14 protein-coding genes are annotated in these 13,165 nt (G+C 54.8%); 9 read left to right on the top strand and 5 right to left on the bottom strand.

The genetic code is table 11. The features are described from left to right. The first annotated feature begins 15 nt into the window (after positions 1-15). Entirely contained in the window at positions 16-1,785 is a 1,770-nt protein-coding gene (locus tag ACZ5ER_RS01500) for a tRNA uridine(34) 5-carboxymethylaminomethyl modification radical SAM/GNAT enzyme Elp3 (RefSeq protein WP_464934642.1), read from the top strand. Positions 1,786-1,787: 2 nt separating this feature from the next. Here the strand turns inward: ACZ5ER_RS01500 and ACZ5ER_RS01495 are convergent, their stop codons facing one another. The 4 genes from ACZ5ER_RS01495 to ACZ5ER_RS01480 form a co-directional block, all read right to left on the bottom strand. Then, entirely contained in the window at positions 1,788-2,345 is a 558-nt protein-coding gene (locus ACZ5ER_RS01495; RefSeq protein ID WP_464934641.1) for an HdeD family acid-resistance protein, read from the bottom strand. Between the two features lie 100 nt (positions 2,346-2,445). Next, the gene (locus ACZ5ER_RS01490; protein WP_081947189.1) at positions 2,446-4,380 is read right to left on the bottom strand and encodes an NEW3 domain-containing protein; all 1,935 of its coding nucleotides are present in this window, start codon (positions 4,378-4,380) and stop codon (positions 2,446-2,448) included. Further along, complete coding sequence (locus ACZ5ER_RS01485) at positions 4,380-5,375, bottom strand: ABC transporter permease (RefSeq protein WP_050002377.1); 996 nt, start codon at positions 5,373-5,375, stop codon at positions 4,380-4,382. Before ACZ5ER_RS01485 ends, ACZ5ER_RS01490 begins: the two co-directional genes overlap by 1 nt. Beyond that, the gene (locus ACZ5ER_RS01480) at positions 5,372-6,307 is read right to left on the bottom strand and encodes an ABC transporter ATP-binding protein (RefSeq protein ID WP_464934640.1); all 936 of its coding nucleotides are present in this window, start codon (positions 6,305-6,307) and stop codon (positions 5,372-5,374) included. Before ACZ5ER_RS01480 ends, ACZ5ER_RS01485 begins: the two co-directional genes overlap by 4 nt. A 92-nt stretch (positions 6,308-6,399) precedes the next feature. Between ACZ5ER_RS01480 and ACZ5ER_RS01475 the strand changes: the two genes are divergently transcribed. The 4 genes from ACZ5ER_RS01475 to ACZ5ER_RS01460 all read left to right on the top strand — a co-directional run bounded on the left by ACZ5ER_RS01475 (position 6,400) and on the right by ACZ5ER_RS01460 (position 8,850). Continuing rightward, on the top strand, positions 6,400-6,915 hold the full coding sequence (locus ACZ5ER_RS01475; RefSeq protein WP_050002379.1) for a YkgJ family cysteine cluster protein: 516 nt from the start codon (positions 6,400-6,402) through the stop codon (positions 6,913-6,915). A 30-nt stretch (positions 6,916-6,945) separates the two neighbouring features. Continuing rightward, the gene (locus ACZ5ER_RS01470) at positions 6,946-7,452 is read left to right on the top strand and encodes a PUA domain-containing protein (RefSeq protein WP_050002380.1); all 507 of its coding nucleotides are present in this window, start codon (positions 6,946-6,948) and stop codon (positions 7,450-7,452) included. A gap of 84 nt (positions 7,453-7,536) precedes the next feature. Continuing rightward, positions 7,537-8,283, top strand: coding sequence for a KaiC domain-containing protein (locus ACZ5ER_RS01465; protein WP_464934639.1), 747 nt, complete (start codon positions 7,537-7,539; stop codon positions 8,281-8,283). 21 nt (positions 8,284-8,304) lie between these two features. After that, positions 8,305-8,850, top strand: a complete 546-nt coding sequence (locus ACZ5ER_RS01460) for a hypothetical protein (protein ID WP_464934638.1) — start codon at positions 8,305-8,307, stop codon at positions 8,848-8,850. Here ACZ5ER_RS01460 and speD read toward each other — a convergent pair. Continuing rightward, positions 8,847-9,266 (bottom strand): adenosylmethionine decarboxylase, encoded by a 420-nt coding sequence (speD, locus tag ACZ5ER_RS01455; RefSeq protein ID WP_050003923.1) that lies wholly within the window; start codon positions 9,264-9,266, stop codon positions 8,847-8,849. The genes ACZ5ER_RS01460 and speD overlap by 4 nt on opposite strands. Positions 9,267-9,580: 314 nt before the next feature. Here speD and ACZ5ER_RS01450 point away from each other — a divergent pair, with 314 nt between their 5' ends. From ACZ5ER_RS01450 to ACZ5ER_RS01435, 4 genes are all read left to right on the top strand, one after another. Next, entirely contained in the window at positions 9,581-10,489 is a 909-nt protein-coding gene (locus ACZ5ER_RS01450; RefSeq protein WP_050002388.1) for a protein translocase subunit SecF, read from the top strand. Then, positions 10,486-12,006, top strand: a complete 1,521-nt coding sequence (locus tag ACZ5ER_RS01445; RefSeq protein WP_464934637.1) for a preprotein translocase subunit SecD — start codon at positions 10,486-10,488, stop codon at positions 12,004-12,006. Before ACZ5ER_RS01450 ends, ACZ5ER_RS01445 begins: the two co-directional genes overlap by 4 nt. Beyond that, entirely contained in the window at positions 12,006-12,683 is a 678-nt protein-coding gene (locus tag ACZ5ER_RS01440) for a potassium channel family protein (RefSeq protein WP_050002390.1), read from the top strand. Before ACZ5ER_RS01445 ends, ACZ5ER_RS01440 begins: the two co-directional genes overlap by 1 nt. 170 nt (positions 12,684-12,853) lie before the next feature. Further along, complete coding sequence (locus tag ACZ5ER_RS01435; protein WP_464935048.1) at positions 12,854-13,165, top strand: V-type ATP synthase subunit H; 312 nt, start codon at positions 12,854-12,856, stop codon at positions 13,163-13,165.

The raw sequence follows: 13,165 nt of genomic DNA, 5'->3' as shown, positions 1-13,165 counted from the left end.
GCGAGAGGTGTTGTTATGGACGAGTTTGAAAAGGCCGTCGAGGAGCTTGCGAGACTCGTGATGAGCGGCGAGATAAAGACCCGTGAGGAGCTTAACAGGTACAAGATATCCGTATCCAGGAAGTATCACCTCTCAAAGATTCCAGGTAATTCTGACATACTCAAGGCAATCCCCGAGGAGAGGAGGGACGAGTTCAGAGACCTGCTCAAGAGAAAGCCGACGAGGACGATAAGCGGCGTCGCGGTCGTTGCAATGATGACGAAGCCCTTTCCCTGTCCCCATGGGCGCTGTATCTACTGCCCCGGTGGGCCGAGCGTCGGCTCGCCCCAGAGTTACACCGGAAGGGAGCCTTCTGCCCTTAGGGCCGTCCAGAGCGCCTATCATCCATACATCATCATGATGCGCCGCCTCAAGCAGCTCACCGACATAGGCCACGACGTTGACAAGGTCGAGGTTATAATTCAGGGCGGGACTTTTCCGGCGGTTGATCTCGATTACCAGGAGTGGTTCGTCAAGTGCGCCTTCAAGGCGATGAACGACTTCCCGTACTTTAAGGATATAGAAAACCTCGAAGAGAAGCTGATTAGGCTGATAGTGAAGAAGGACGAGTCCGTTTTTGAGGAGGACCCGAAGTTCAAGGAAGCCTGGGAGAAAACCCACTCAAAGCCCTACTACTACCTCGAAGACGAGCAGAGGAAGAACGAGAAAGCTAAGGTTAGAATGGTCGGTCTTACCATAGAGACCCGCCCGGACTGGGCCTTCGAGAGGCACATAGACAGGATGCTCAAGCTGGGAACTACGCGCGTTGAGCTTGGCGTCCAGACGGTTTTCAACTTCATCCACGAGAGGACTAAGAGAGGTCACGGCGTCGAGGAGATAGTTAAGGCCACACAGCTCCTCCGCGATGCTGGCTTGAAGATAAACTACCACATAATGCCCGGTCTGCCGGGGAGCAACTTCGAGCGCGACCTTTACACATTCCGCACAATCTTTGAAGACCCCCGCTTCAGGCCGGACATGCTCAAAATCTACCCGACGCTCGTCACGAGGGACGCCCCCCTCTACCGCTGGTGGAAGGAAGGCAAGTACCGCCCCTACCATACTGAGGAGGCCGTGGAGCTCCTTGTCGAGGCCTACAAGCTCTTCCCGAAGTGGGTTCGCGTCATGAGAATTCAGCGCGACATTCCAGTCCAGCTCATCGTTGACGGCGTCAAGCACTCCAACCTGGGCCAGCTCGTCCTCAACGAGCTGATAAAGCGTGGCATAAGGCCGAGGGAGATTCGCTTTAGGGAAGTCGGCCACATGATGGAGAAGTTCGGAATCCAGCCCGAGGTCGAGCACATCAAGCTCCTCCGCGAGGACTACGATGCCGCTGGCGGAAGGGAAATCTTTCTGAGCTTTGAGGACGTTAAGAACGATATCCTGATAGGCTTCCTCCGCCTGAGGATTCCGAGCGAGAAAGCCCACAGGAAGGAGATAAACTGCTGTCCCTCGGCCATAGTCAGGGAGCTCCACGTTTACGGCCCGCTCGTGCCGATAGGTGGGAAGCCGAGGTACGAGTGGCAGCACCGGGGCTACGGAAGGGAGCTTCTGGCCGAGGCAGAGAGAATAGCGAGGGAGGAGTTCGACGTCAAGAAGATGCTCGTCATAAGCGGTGTTGGCGTCAGGGAGTACTACAGGAAGTTCGGCTACCGTAAGAACGGGCCCTACGTTGCAAAGAGGCTCGACAGGAGCTACGCTGATTACAAAAAGAGTAAGGAGTTCGACGCCCACCTGAACACTTAAGCTTAAGCCAGAACTCCGCTTTTTTCTTTCTCAACTTTAGCCGCCAGCGCTATCGCTATGAAGTTCGCACCGCTCATCAGCAGGTCAACTGAGACGAACAGTCCGATTGCCCAGAGGCTTGACCAAGGCCACTGGAGCACTATCATTGCGCCTAGGAGGATTGTGACGACGCCTGAGAGGATCATCAGGGCCCACTGGTTGACGTCCTTGTTCTGGAAGGCCACGCCGATCCTTATCGCGCCTATCGCTATCAGCGAGAACCCGAGGACGAGCGTCAGCACTGTCGTCGCGAGAACGGGATTCTCAAGGGTCGCTATACCGCCGATAACGTAGATAACGCCCATGAGAATGTGCAGGCCCCTGCTCTTCCAGTCCTTCGTTTTGGCGATTCCCTGCGCAATCTGGAGCGCTCCACCAACGACCATGAACGCTCCGAACACCGCAACGCTCGTTATCGTCATCAGCGGCAGGAGGAGCAGTCCCGCGACTCCAAGTGTTGTGAATATCACGCCAAGCACGAGCATCCATGCCCAGTTCTTCTTGAGCTCACCGGATTCCATGGAACCACCTCCCAACTTTTTTCACCAAAAGTAACTTTAAGTCCTTAAAAAGTTTTCTGTGGAAAAGTTAGTAAAATGGGGGAAAAGAAGAGAACGGGGCTTAACGCCTTCCGTACTTCCTCAGCAGGAGCCCGAGCACGAGGAGTGCTCCCAGGATTATGGCCATTCCCAAGTACGTCTGACCGCTTCCCTTATTTACGGTGACTCTGAGGCTCGTCTCTCTGCTCTTCTGGTCGCTGACGGCCTTTACTGTGATAACGTAGTCTCCCGCGTCGGTGTTTTCGGGAACCGTCACCTCCAACGTAAACTCGACTTCCTCGTCCCTTCCGAGGGAGGGCACTTTGCGGGGCTCCACCTTTACGTTCCACCCTTTGGGGGCCTCTACCTCCAGCCTGACGTTGGTCAGCGGGCTGGTTCCCGTGTTGTACACCCTAACGGAGGTCTTTGCCTCGTCTCCCGCCTCTACCTTCAGGCTGTACCTTTCCAGGGTCGCGGTCATCCCGTAGCTGCCCGTCAGCCTTGCCGTGAGGTCTATTTCCCTGCTCTCCCCGCTTCCCTCGGAGGTCACGCTGAGTTTTGAGCTGTACGTCCCGAGCTCGGCCGTGTCTGGGGGTATCAAGATTACGTAGAGGTGCTTTTCTTCTCCCGCCTTCACGTAGGCGCTCGTTATTCCCGTGTGGGAGGTGGGGTCTTCAACCACCATTCCGCCCCAGTTCTCTGGCACCTGCAGGCTCAATGAGTACGTGTCGTCCTGCGTTCCGAGGTTCTTCAGGACAACGGGGTAGATGAACGTCTGCCCAAGCACCTGGCTCTTTGAGGGCTCCGGAGCGCTCACCTCAAGGTAGTAGGGGAGCTTCTGCATGCTTACTTGGAGCTCTCCTTTCCTGCCCGCCCTTATCTCGACGTTTTTCTCAACCTCTCTGTAGGCCTCCTTTGAAATCCGGACGGTGTAGCTCCCTTCGGGGGCCTCTATAACTGCCGTCCCGTCGGAGAGCGTCTTTGCTTCCGCAACCATCTCCCCGCCCCGTAGAAGCTCAACCCTTGCGCCGGCGATGTACGACCCGGACTCCCTGTCTGTGACCTTGATTGAGAGCGTCCCGTTTTCTCCCGCGTGGGTTCTGTTCACGTACACTCCGAGCCGCTCTTCCGCGTCTCCTGCCTTTACGGTGATGTTGTACATTCCAACCCCTGCATCGCTCGGGACTTCTACCACCAGCGCCACCGTGCTCTCGCCGGAGACCCTAACCGCCCGAACCGGCTCTCCACCTGCGAGGAACTTTGCTCTCCATCCTTCGGGCATGTCAGCGTTCAGAAATACCACAGTGGGAGACGGCGAGGTAAGGACAAGCTGGAACTGGACGCTTTCGCCGGCTTCCACTTCCTTGACGGGGTAGTCGCACAGAACCCTAATACCATCGCCCTTTATCGTGACGTAGAGGGGCATTTGGCTTTCGCCGGCGCGGAAGGTGAGCTCAAACCTGCCAGTCTCGGCGGACGTTTTCACGACTATGGTGACCTGGGCGCTCTCGCCGTGTCTGAGGTAGACGCCGTTGATATCCGAGCTTCCGTCGGTTATTCTGGCGCTCCACCCCGGCGGGACATCAACCGAGAGCGGGACGAAAGCGTCGCCGCCTTCGTTCTTCACGGTAACCTGGAACGAGATCTCCCCACCTGGTGCCGTTATTTTGCTTGGAAACTGGGCCTCCAGGACTATGTTTCCTGGGGAATCCTCAACGCGGACGTCATCACCGATAAGGATTATGCGAACCGTGCCCTCGTTGTATTTGAGGCTCCCCGCCGTTAGATTCAATCCTTCGGCGATTTCCACCGTGTCCCCAAAGGAGAGCACGTAGGTTGTCCCGTTTACTCTGATGGCCGCCCTCCCGTCGCTCGAAAAGTCCACGAACTCAACTGGAATTCCGTTGACCCTTATGCTCTGGCCAACGTGGAGGGTTACGGTGATTGCTTTGGCAGACGCTACCGGCGTGACCAAGAGGAGAAAAAGAATCAGAGCGAGGGCCTTTTTCATTCCCATCACCTTATCTCAGCTCTAACAAAGCCGAGGTACGCCGCAACGAAGCCCACGACGAGATACGCCATCATGAAGACTATCTCCTTCTTTGCAAAGGACAGGCTCTCTGCCAGGCTGTACGTTGGCTCTTCGGAGTCGTCCATTCCAATCGGGAACATGACGTCTTCCCATGAGCGTGCGTGGGGGTTCAGGACGTACTGGGATATCTGCTCGAAGTCCGCCTGCGGCGACAGGCTGCTAATTGTCTCAACGGTCTCGAAGTATTTCTTGTTCCACTCCTTCATTTGCTCCTCGTATTCTTCCCACAGCTTCTCCTGCTCTTTCAGCTGTTCCAGCGTCATGTTCTCAAAGTTACCTGGGTCGTACGTGGGGGGCTGTGGTCGCGGGCCGGCCACGTGGTCCGCCACTATCGGAGCTATGGACTCAAAAACTACCGTGACCGCCAGGAAGAGCACGAGGGCGTACATCAGGGCGCTGCCGCTGGACTTGGAGTGTGCCGAGAACGCCACGGCTATCCCGAAGAACACCAGGAGGTAGACGTATGCAAAGACGAAGTAAACTGCCAGCCTCGTGACCGATGTGCTGTCCACGTTAACTCCCATCCACATCAGCGCTCCGAGGATAACGAGGAACGTTATGAAGACCGCCACGGCGAGCGTAACGGCACCGCCTATGAGCTTGCCAAGTATTATCTGGTCTCTGTAGACGGGGTGCCCCATGAGGACTTTCAGGGTTCTCTCTTCCCTCTCTCTGGTTATGGCGTCAAAGCCGAGGGCAAGGGCGAATATTCCCCCCGCGAGGCCTAGGTAATGCGTGACGCCCCACATGACCTCATAGACCTCTGGGCTTTCTCCTTCCTCGGTCATCCACGACATCATGCCCGTCTTTACCTGGACCAGCGCGAGCAGGGTTATGAGGAGCAGGAACCCGAAGAGAACCAAGAAGCGCCTGCTGGTTATGTAGTCGCGGAACTCTTTGGCCGCTATAGCTCCTATCATTCTCTCTCCCTCCCGTAAACCAGCTCAAGAAAGACCTCCTCGAGGGTCGGCTCGTGGAGGTGGATGTCGGTGACGGTGTAACCCATTCCCGTCAGCTCCCTAATCAGGTCTTCGCGGACGTCCCGTGAGGCGTATACGGTTATCCTGTTCGGTCCTTCCCTGTGCCAGTCAGTAACCTCTGTGTTCAGCCCGCTTATTTCGAGCGGCTGCTTCGTCTCCACGGTTATGACGACCCTTCCCTCAATGAACTTCCGCTTAATCTCCTCCTGACTGCCGCTTGCGAGGAGTTTTCCCCGGGAGATTATGCCGATTTCATCGCTAACCTCCTCGACCTCCGGGAGTATGTGTGACGAGAAGAACACTGTCTTTCCGTCCTTTTTCAGCTCCCTTATAAGCTCCCTCATCTCGATGACTCCGCGCGGGTCGAGGCCGTTGGTCGGCTCGTCAAGGAAGAGCACTTCTGGGTCGTTTATGAGGGCCTGTGCGAGTAAAAGGCGCTGCTTCATGCCTGTGGAGAACTCCCCGGCCTTCTTGTTCGCGACTTCTCTGAGCCCGACGAGGTCGAGCAGTTCCTTTGCTCTCTTCTCGGCCTCGTTCCGGGGCATCCGGTAGAACTTGGAAAAGTACAGGAGGTTGTCGAGGGCGCTCATGTTCGGGTAGAGGCCCCCCTCAGCCGGCATGAACCCGGTTATCCTCTTGACTTCGACTGGCTTTTCCATCACGTTGATTCCTGCTATGTACGCCGTCCCCTCCGTGGGCTCCACGAGGCCCAGGAGCATGAGGATTGTCGTTGTTTTGCCCGCCCCGTTGGGGCCCAGGAACCCGTAAACGGTGCCTTTCTTGACCTTGAGGTTGAGGTGGTCAACTGCGACTGTTCCATTGTAAACTTTAGTCAAGTTTTCTGTCTCTATTGCGTACACATGAACCACCATATGGGGGAAAAACTCTGGGACATATAAACCTTTCTGAAATTAAATCGTCGTTAGTAAAGCAAAGGTTTTTATCTGTGCTGAGAACTCGCCTTATGCGCTTCAAACCGAGACCCTTCAACGAACTCATTGGCTTCCGCTGTCTCTACTGCCTCGACTGCTGCAGGGGGAGACACATCTACCTGACCCTAAAGGATATAGAGCGAATAACTAAAGCTGGCTATGACCCTCAGGACTTCGTAACGTTCTCAATTGAGGGCGACAAGGTGCGCTTCGTTTTAGCTGTGAGGGAGTGGGACTTGGGCTGTGTCTTCCACGACCCTGAGACTGGTAAGTGCACGATTCACAAAGTTAGGCCTCTCATATGCCGCATCTACCCGTTTATGGTTTCAAGAAAGCCCCTCGGCGTGGAAGGGGAAAAGCCCTTCCACTACAGAGGCCAGGAGCTCTGGCTCTACTACGACGGGAGCTGTCTAGGAGTAAACGCCGACGAGCCTGAAACAACAATAACGCCTGAAGAGATAGCGGAGCTCGGCCTTGAGTTCGAGGAGGAGTTTGAGAGAACTGATATAGAGGGTTTCTCGGAGCTTTTGGAGGGGCTCGAAGGCTAAGCTTTTAAGCCCCCTGCCGATGTCAGAAACATGAGCAAGGAACTCCGCTACCGACGGGCTTCGGCCTGGGAGTACGACTTAATCCTCCGCGAGGCCGAGAAGTACGGTGAGCTTGAGCACCACTTCTTCGCCGTCGTTGAGGGTAGGTTCAGGGACGTTTACGCCGTCAACGGGAGGGTGTGGGCCGAGATTGAGGGCCTAAAAATCAAGCCCTACGCCTACGGAACCTTCGTCGGCACGATTAAGGTTGATAAGAACCTCGTGGAAAAGTTTTACCCCAACGTCGAGTTCTTCTACTTCGTTGAGGTCGAGAAGAACTACGCGGTTCTAAGCCCAAAGGCGGGCTTTCTGTTCACGACTGGCAAGGACGTGCCTAGGAGCGGTGTCCGAAAATACGTCTGGCAGGGGACTAAGAAGCTGGTAATATACGACGAGAACGGCGTTATCCTCGGTATCGGTAGGATAAACCCTGAGAGCAACCGGAAGTTCATTCTCAACGTCACTGACATCGGGGAGTTTCTGAGGAGGAACCGCTGACTTTTCTAACCCCACGTAATCTTTTTAAGACCCTCCGCATAGAATTCAAATGGTAACTAGAGGTTACTAAAGGGGGTGACGCTCATGGTCAGGAAAGTCAAGACGGGCATCCCTGGCATGGACGAAATTCTCCATGGGGGAATCCCCGAGAGGAACGCTGTCCTTCTCAGCGGCGGGCCGGGAACGGGGAAGACGATATTCAGCCAGCAGTTCCTCTGGAACGGCCTCCAGATGGGTGAGCCCGGCATCTACGTTGCCCTTGAGGAGCACCCGGTTCAGGTAAGGCAGAACATGGCCGGGTTCGGCTGGGACGTCAGGAAGTACGAGGAAGAAGGAATGTTCGCGATGGTCGATGCCTTCACCGCGGGCATTGGTAAGAGCAAGGAGTACGAGAAGTACATCGTCCACGACCTCACCGACATCAGGGAGTTCATAGACGTCCTCAGGACGGCCGTGAAGGACATAAACGCCAAGAGGGTCGTCATAGACTCAGTGACAACGCTCTACATCAACAAGCCGGCGATGGCGAGGGGCATCGTCATGCAGCTCAAGCGCGTTTTGGCCGGTCTTGGAGTTACGAGCATACTCGTGAGCCAGATAAGTGTCGGCGAACGCGGGTTCGGCGGTCCGGGAGTTGAGCACGGCGTTGACGGCATAATAAGGCTCGACCTTGACGAGATTGACGGCGAGCTCAAGCGCTCGTTGATAGTCTGGAAGATGCGCGGGACAAGCCACAGCATGAGGAGGCACCCGTTCGATATCACCGACAAAGGAATAGTCGTTTACCCGGACAAAGTTCTCAAGAGGAAGACCGTTGTTGAGGTTGAGTGAAAACTGAAAGGGGGTGAGAGAATGGAGGTTCCGCTGAACCCGATTGGGAGGGAGGAGATTCACAGGCTTGAGAGCATACTCCTCTTCGCGACGCTCTTCAGGCCCGAAGTTATAGAGCTCATAAAGGACCCGGCAGAGAGACTCACCTGGGTTGACAGCCTTGCAGTCGCTGCGGGTGCCATAGCCAGGGAGAAGGCTGGCATGACCACCAGCGAAATCGCCGAGGAGCTCGGCAGGACTGAGGCGACGATAAGGAAGCACCTCAAGGGTGAGACCAAGGCCGGCCAGCTCGTCAGAGAAACTTATGAGCTCATAAAGCAGGGCAAGCTCGACGAGCTCGTGAAGAACGTCGAGGTTCTGGCCAAGGGCGGTCAGCTCGTTGCTATGGAGGAGTACGAGAAGCTCAAGAAGGAGAAAGAGGAGCTTGAGGCCAGAGTGGAGGAGCTTGAAGAGAAAGTCAAGAGCCTCGAAGAGGAGAACAGGGCACTCAAGGCGAAGCTTGAGAACGTCAGGAAGATACTTGACGACGCTTTGAGCAGGATAAAAGAGATAGAGAAGCTCCTTTAACTTCCGTTTCCATTCTTCCTCAGGGCCTCTTCCCACGTCATTATCATGTGGGTGAAAGTCTCGTCGTCCTCCTCGATTCCGCGCTTTATCTCGGAAACGTGGGCGTACTTGGCCTTGAGCTGTTCGAGGATGTAGTCAACGGCCTTCTCGGGCTCGGCCTTGGTTCCGCAGGTGTAAACGTCAAGTGCGGCGTAGCCCTTCTCTGGCCAGGTGTGGATTGAGATGTGGCTCTCGGCGACGATAACTACACCGCTGACGCCGGTCGGTGAGAACTTGAAGAAGTAGCTTGACTTGACTTCCATGTTGCCTACCTTTGCCGCCTCAAGGAATATCTGCCTTATCTTGTCAGCGTTACCGAGAACCTCTGGATCGCACCCCGCGGCTTCAACAACGTAGTGAAACCCAATAGTCTCGATCTCGCTCATGGTCTCTCACCTGGGTGGTGGGTAGTACGCTCCCTTTTTAAAGTTAATCCCCAAAGTGAACAGGAATTAGCGGGCCGTTTCGGCTCTGAACTGGCCAGAATTGAATTTTATGGATTTAAACTGAAGTTTTCTGGTAGTTTTTGAAAAATCCGGTTACTTACTGACAAAACGGACTTTGAGGCGATTAAAGCCGTTTAAACCTTTCTGGTGAACAGTGTCCAGTTTAAACCAATGAACCACTAATTTTAAAACTCGCATTTCAAACTAACCACAAGTCGAGATTAAAAGCTTTCAGGGGTGAACGTATGGCCAAGAAGAAGGCTAAAAAGCCCGGGGAGACCAATGAGTTCCGGGCGAAAAAACGCGAAAAGCTCCGGTTTTTGGCTGAAATGGAACCGAAAAAGATGATAACCTATCCACTCGCCGTCTTTATAGTGGCCCTGCTCTTAGTGGCGGTTCACTTCCCGCCGCTTGGCATTGAGCTCAGGGGCGGTGTCGTGGTTACTGGCTACGGGATAAGCGCCGACCCCGACCAGGTCGAGAAATGGCTGGGTGACCAGCTTGGGTTCTCCGTCAATGTCGAGAGCTTTACGAGCGTTGATGGGTCAAAGGGAATTCGCGTTTACACCCCCGCTAACGCTGACCCCACCCAGATTATTAAGGCCCTCAAGCAGAAGTACCCAGATGCAGACTACACTCACAGCGAGGTTCTTCCAACGTTCGGTGAGCTCGCCAAGAGACAGGGCATTAGGGCCATAGCGTTTGCCTTCCTGGCAATGGCCGTGGTGGTCTTCCTGTTCTTCAGGAACCCGGTCTCGTCGCTGGCGATAATTTTCTCGGCACTCTCAGACATGATAATTGCAATTGCGCTGATGGGTGTCTTTGGAATCCAGCTGACGACGGCAACGATAGCGGCCCTGCTGATGCTCATCGGTTACACCGTTGACAGCAACATACTCCTCACCACCAAGCTCACGCGCAGGAAGGAGGACACCATAGAGGAGGCCTACCTCAGCGCTGTTTCAACGGGCTTCACCATGAGCACGACGACCCTTGGAGCTCTGTTTATGCTGTGGCTGATTTCAACGTCGCCGACGATAGACAACATAGCCATAGTCCTCATATTCGGTCTCCTCGCGGACTTCATGAACACCTGGGTCTTCAACGCCGGCGTTCTCCGCTGGTATCTCACCACCAGGGGGGTTAAGGCATGAACAGGAAGCTTAAAAAGCTCCTCCTCAACTGGAAAGTTCTCCTGCTCATCATCTTTGTCGCTGGTTCGATAGCGACGCTTGCTGTACGTCCATTGACCTACGGAATAGACATCGCGGGTGGAGTCGCCCTCATAGCCCAGACTGAGCGCCCCGTTGATTCCAGCACAATGGAGATTGTGACAGACTCGCTCCAGGAGCGTTTGAACACCTTTGGGCTGAGGGAGGTCCAGATTCAGGCGCAGGGAAATGACATTGTCGTTGTTAAAGTGGCTAACGTGACGAGCACTGAGGAAGCCAACTCCCTCAAGAAGGTCATTGAGAGCCAGGGTGTCTTCTACATGGAGTTCAACGGGGTAATATTTGGAACGGGTAAGGACATAACCTACGTTGGCGTTTACCAGGTTAAGTCTGACAACAGCTGGGCAGTTCCCTTCAGGATTTCCAAGGAAGCCGCTGAGAAGTTCGCCGAGCTCGCCAAGGGTAAGCCGGGCTGGCCCGTTGACATGTTCCTTGACCCGCCCGCTGACTCGCTCCTCGTCGTGCCCAGGAGCATTTACGACCTCATGAACAGCACAGCCTTCAACGCCAACGCCCCTGAGGCCCCGTACCTCATCGAGAGGATAGAGAGCGCCTTCAATACTACCACGGTGGTGTATGCAAACCAGAGCGCTGAGGAGCTGAAGAGACTCGCCAACGGGAAGCAGATTGTCCTCGCTGGAGTTGGTGCGGAGCTTGTAGATGAGCTCAAGGCAATGAACGTTAGCGTCCGCTACATCCCGAAGCAGAGTGGCGTTACGGACGAGGAGTTCATCAAGAAGGTTCTCGGCCTCTACGGCCCCTACTCCCTCGGTGCGGAGCTTGCCCAAGGCGAGCCTCAGACCGATGTACAGATAACAGGTCATGCCTCTAACAGGTTCCAGGCCGAGCAGGAAGCTAGGACCGTTTACACAGTCCTCAAGAGCGGTTCCCTCCCTGTTAAGCTTAAGGTCATAGGCATGGAGTTCATCTCGCCAAAGCTCGGTGAGAGCTTCAAGACCCAGGCGCTCTACGCGGGGATAGCCGCCCTGATGGCGGTGCTGCTCATCGTTTACCTTCACTACAGGAGCTGGAAGATAGCGATACCAGTCGCAAGCACGAGCCTCTCCGAGGTTATCATCATACTCGGAATCGCTGCCCTGATAAAGTGGAACCTTGACCTTCCGAGCATAGCAGGCATTATAGCGGCCATAGGAACCGGTGTTGACCAGCAGATAGTCATAACCGACGAGCTTCTCAGCGGGGACAAGTCCACCAAGATAACGAGGCGCTCCAGTACCCTCAAGAGGATTGGAAGGGCGTTCTTCATCATCTTCGCATCCGCGGCAACGACGATAGCGGCCATGAGCCTCCTTCTGGTATACTTCGTCGGGACGCTGAAGGGCTTTGCCGTGACGACTATAATCGGTGTCGTTATTGGAACCCTGATTACGAGGCCCGCCTACGCTGAGATAGCAAAGTACCTCGTTGGTGAGAAGTGATGTACGTCATAATAATGGGTGCCGGTAGGGTTGGATACCTGGTCGCGAAGATGCTCGAAGCGGACGGCCACGACGTCACGATAATAGAGATGGACAGAAATAGGGCGAAGGAGCTCTCGATGCAGATAAACGGCCTGGTCATAGAAGGTGACGCCACCGACCCGAGGACTCTCGAAGAGGCCAACATAAAGCAGGCCGACGCTTTCGCGGCGCTTACGGGCAAGGACGACGCCAACCTGCTCGCGTGCATCTTGGCGAAGCACCTCAACCCGAATATCAAGACGTCGCTGAGGATAAGCAACCCCAAGAACAGGCTCATATTCGAGGAGGTAACTGACCTCAGGAAGTACTTTGACTTCGTAATCTCCCCGGAAGTGATAGCGGCGGAATACATAAGCAGAAACATAGTCACGCCCGGCTTCGACCGCGTCCTCTTCCCGAAGGAAGGGGCGGAGATAGTGCGCTTCAACATTGACGAGAACAGCAAAATCGCAGGAAAGCTAGTTAAGGAGCTCAACCTACCAAAAGACGCTCTGATAATAGCAGTTTACGACGAAAAAGGCAACCTGATAATCCCGTCGGGGGACACGAGGCTCCCTGAGAAGGGTCAGATTATAGTTTTCGCCAAGAACTCAGTCCTTAAGGACGTTAAGGAGCTCTTGGAGGGCGAAGATTAGCCAGCAAACTAACAAATTTGGACGGTATTTGTGGTGTTTTAAATTTTAAACATTTTTCATAATTCTCATTTCATTAATTCATGAACACCATAAACTATTTAAAGCTGGTTAGGGAAGCCAAAACCGTCAAAAGGGCTCACCTGTTTTCATTGTCATCGGAGGGACGGTTCATGGAGGACGTCATCAAGCGGGTTGTTGAAGCAGAACGGGAAGCAGAGGAACGTATTGAGCGTGCGAAGGAAGAGGCCAAAGCCATTGTCCGCAATGCCAAGGAAGAGGCCAAGACCATCGAGGAGGAAATTCTCGCCAAGGCCCAGGCCGAGGCCGAGTCCCTCGTTCAGAAGGCGAGAGAAGAGGGCGAAGCCGAGGCCAAGAGGATTATTGAGGAGGGTGAGAGGGAAATCGAGTCCCTTCGCTCAAAGGCCGAGACGAACTTCGAGACTGCCATAGCCAGGGCGATAGAGCTTGTGAGAGGGGGCTGA

This window comes from Thermococcus marinus (assembly GCF_055389025.1).
Note: the sequence above shows the minus strand (reverse complement) of the source record. Positions and strands in the feature narration are given on the sequence as shown.

What these genes read in the sequence shown, in the direction of transcription:
- ACZ5ER_RS01465 (WP_464934639.1), top strand. Translation starts at nt 7,537, where the DNA reads ATGGTCAGGAAAGTCAAGACGGGCATCCCTGGCATGGACGAAATTCTC.
- ACZ5ER_RS01480 (WP_464934640.1), bottom strand. Translation starts at nt 6,307, where the DNA reads ATGGTGGTTCATGTGTACGCAATAGAGACAGAAAACTTGACTAAAGTT.
- ACZ5ER_RS01440 (WP_050002390.1), top strand. Translation starts at nt 12,006, where the DNA reads ATGTACGTCATAATAATGGGTGCCGGTAGGGTTGGATACCTGGTCGCG.
- ACZ5ER_RS01460 (WP_464934638.1), top strand. Translation starts at nt 8,305, where the DNA reads ATGGAGGTTCCGCTGAACCCGATTGGGAGGGAGGAGATTCACAGGCTT.
- ACZ5ER_RS01485 (WP_050002377.1), bottom strand. Translation starts at nt 5,375, where the DNA reads ATGATAGGAGCTATAGCGGCCAAAGAGTTCCGCGACTACATAACCAGC.
- ACZ5ER_RS01435 (WP_464935048.1), top strand. Translation starts at nt 12,854, where the DNA reads ATGGAGGACGTCATCAAGCGGGTTGTTGAAGCAGAACGGGAAGCAGAG.
- ACZ5ER_RS01500 (WP_464934642.1), top strand. Translation starts at nt 16, where the DNA reads ATGGACGAGTTTGAAAAGGCCGTCGAGGAGCTTGCGAGACTCGTGATG.
- ACZ5ER_RS01475 (WP_050002379.1), top strand. Translation starts at nt 6,400, where the DNA reads ATGCGCTTCAAACCGAGACCCTTCAACGAACTCATTGGCTTCCGCTGT.
- ACZ5ER_RS01450 (WP_050002388.1), top strand. Translation starts at nt 9,581, where the DNA reads ATGGCCAAGAAGAAGGCTAAAAAGCCCGGGGAGACCAATGAGTTCCGG.
- ACZ5ER_RS01445 (WP_464934637.1), top strand. Translation starts at nt 10,486, where the DNA reads ATGAACAGGAAGCTTAAAAAGCTCCTCCTCAACTGGAAAGTTCTCCTG.
- ACZ5ER_RS01490 (WP_081947189.1), bottom strand. Translation starts at nt 4,380, where the DNA reads ATGGGAATGAAAAAGGCCCTCGCTCTGATTCTTTTTCTCCTCTTGGTC.
- ACZ5ER_RS01470 (WP_050002380.1), top strand. Translation starts at nt 6,946, where the DNA reads ATGAGCAAGGAACTCCGCTACCGACGGGCTTCGGCCTGGGAGTACGAC.
- ACZ5ER_RS01495 (WP_464934641.1), bottom strand. Translation starts at nt 2,345, where the DNA reads ATGGAATCCGGTGAGCTCAAGAAGAACTGGGCATGGATGCTCGTGCTT.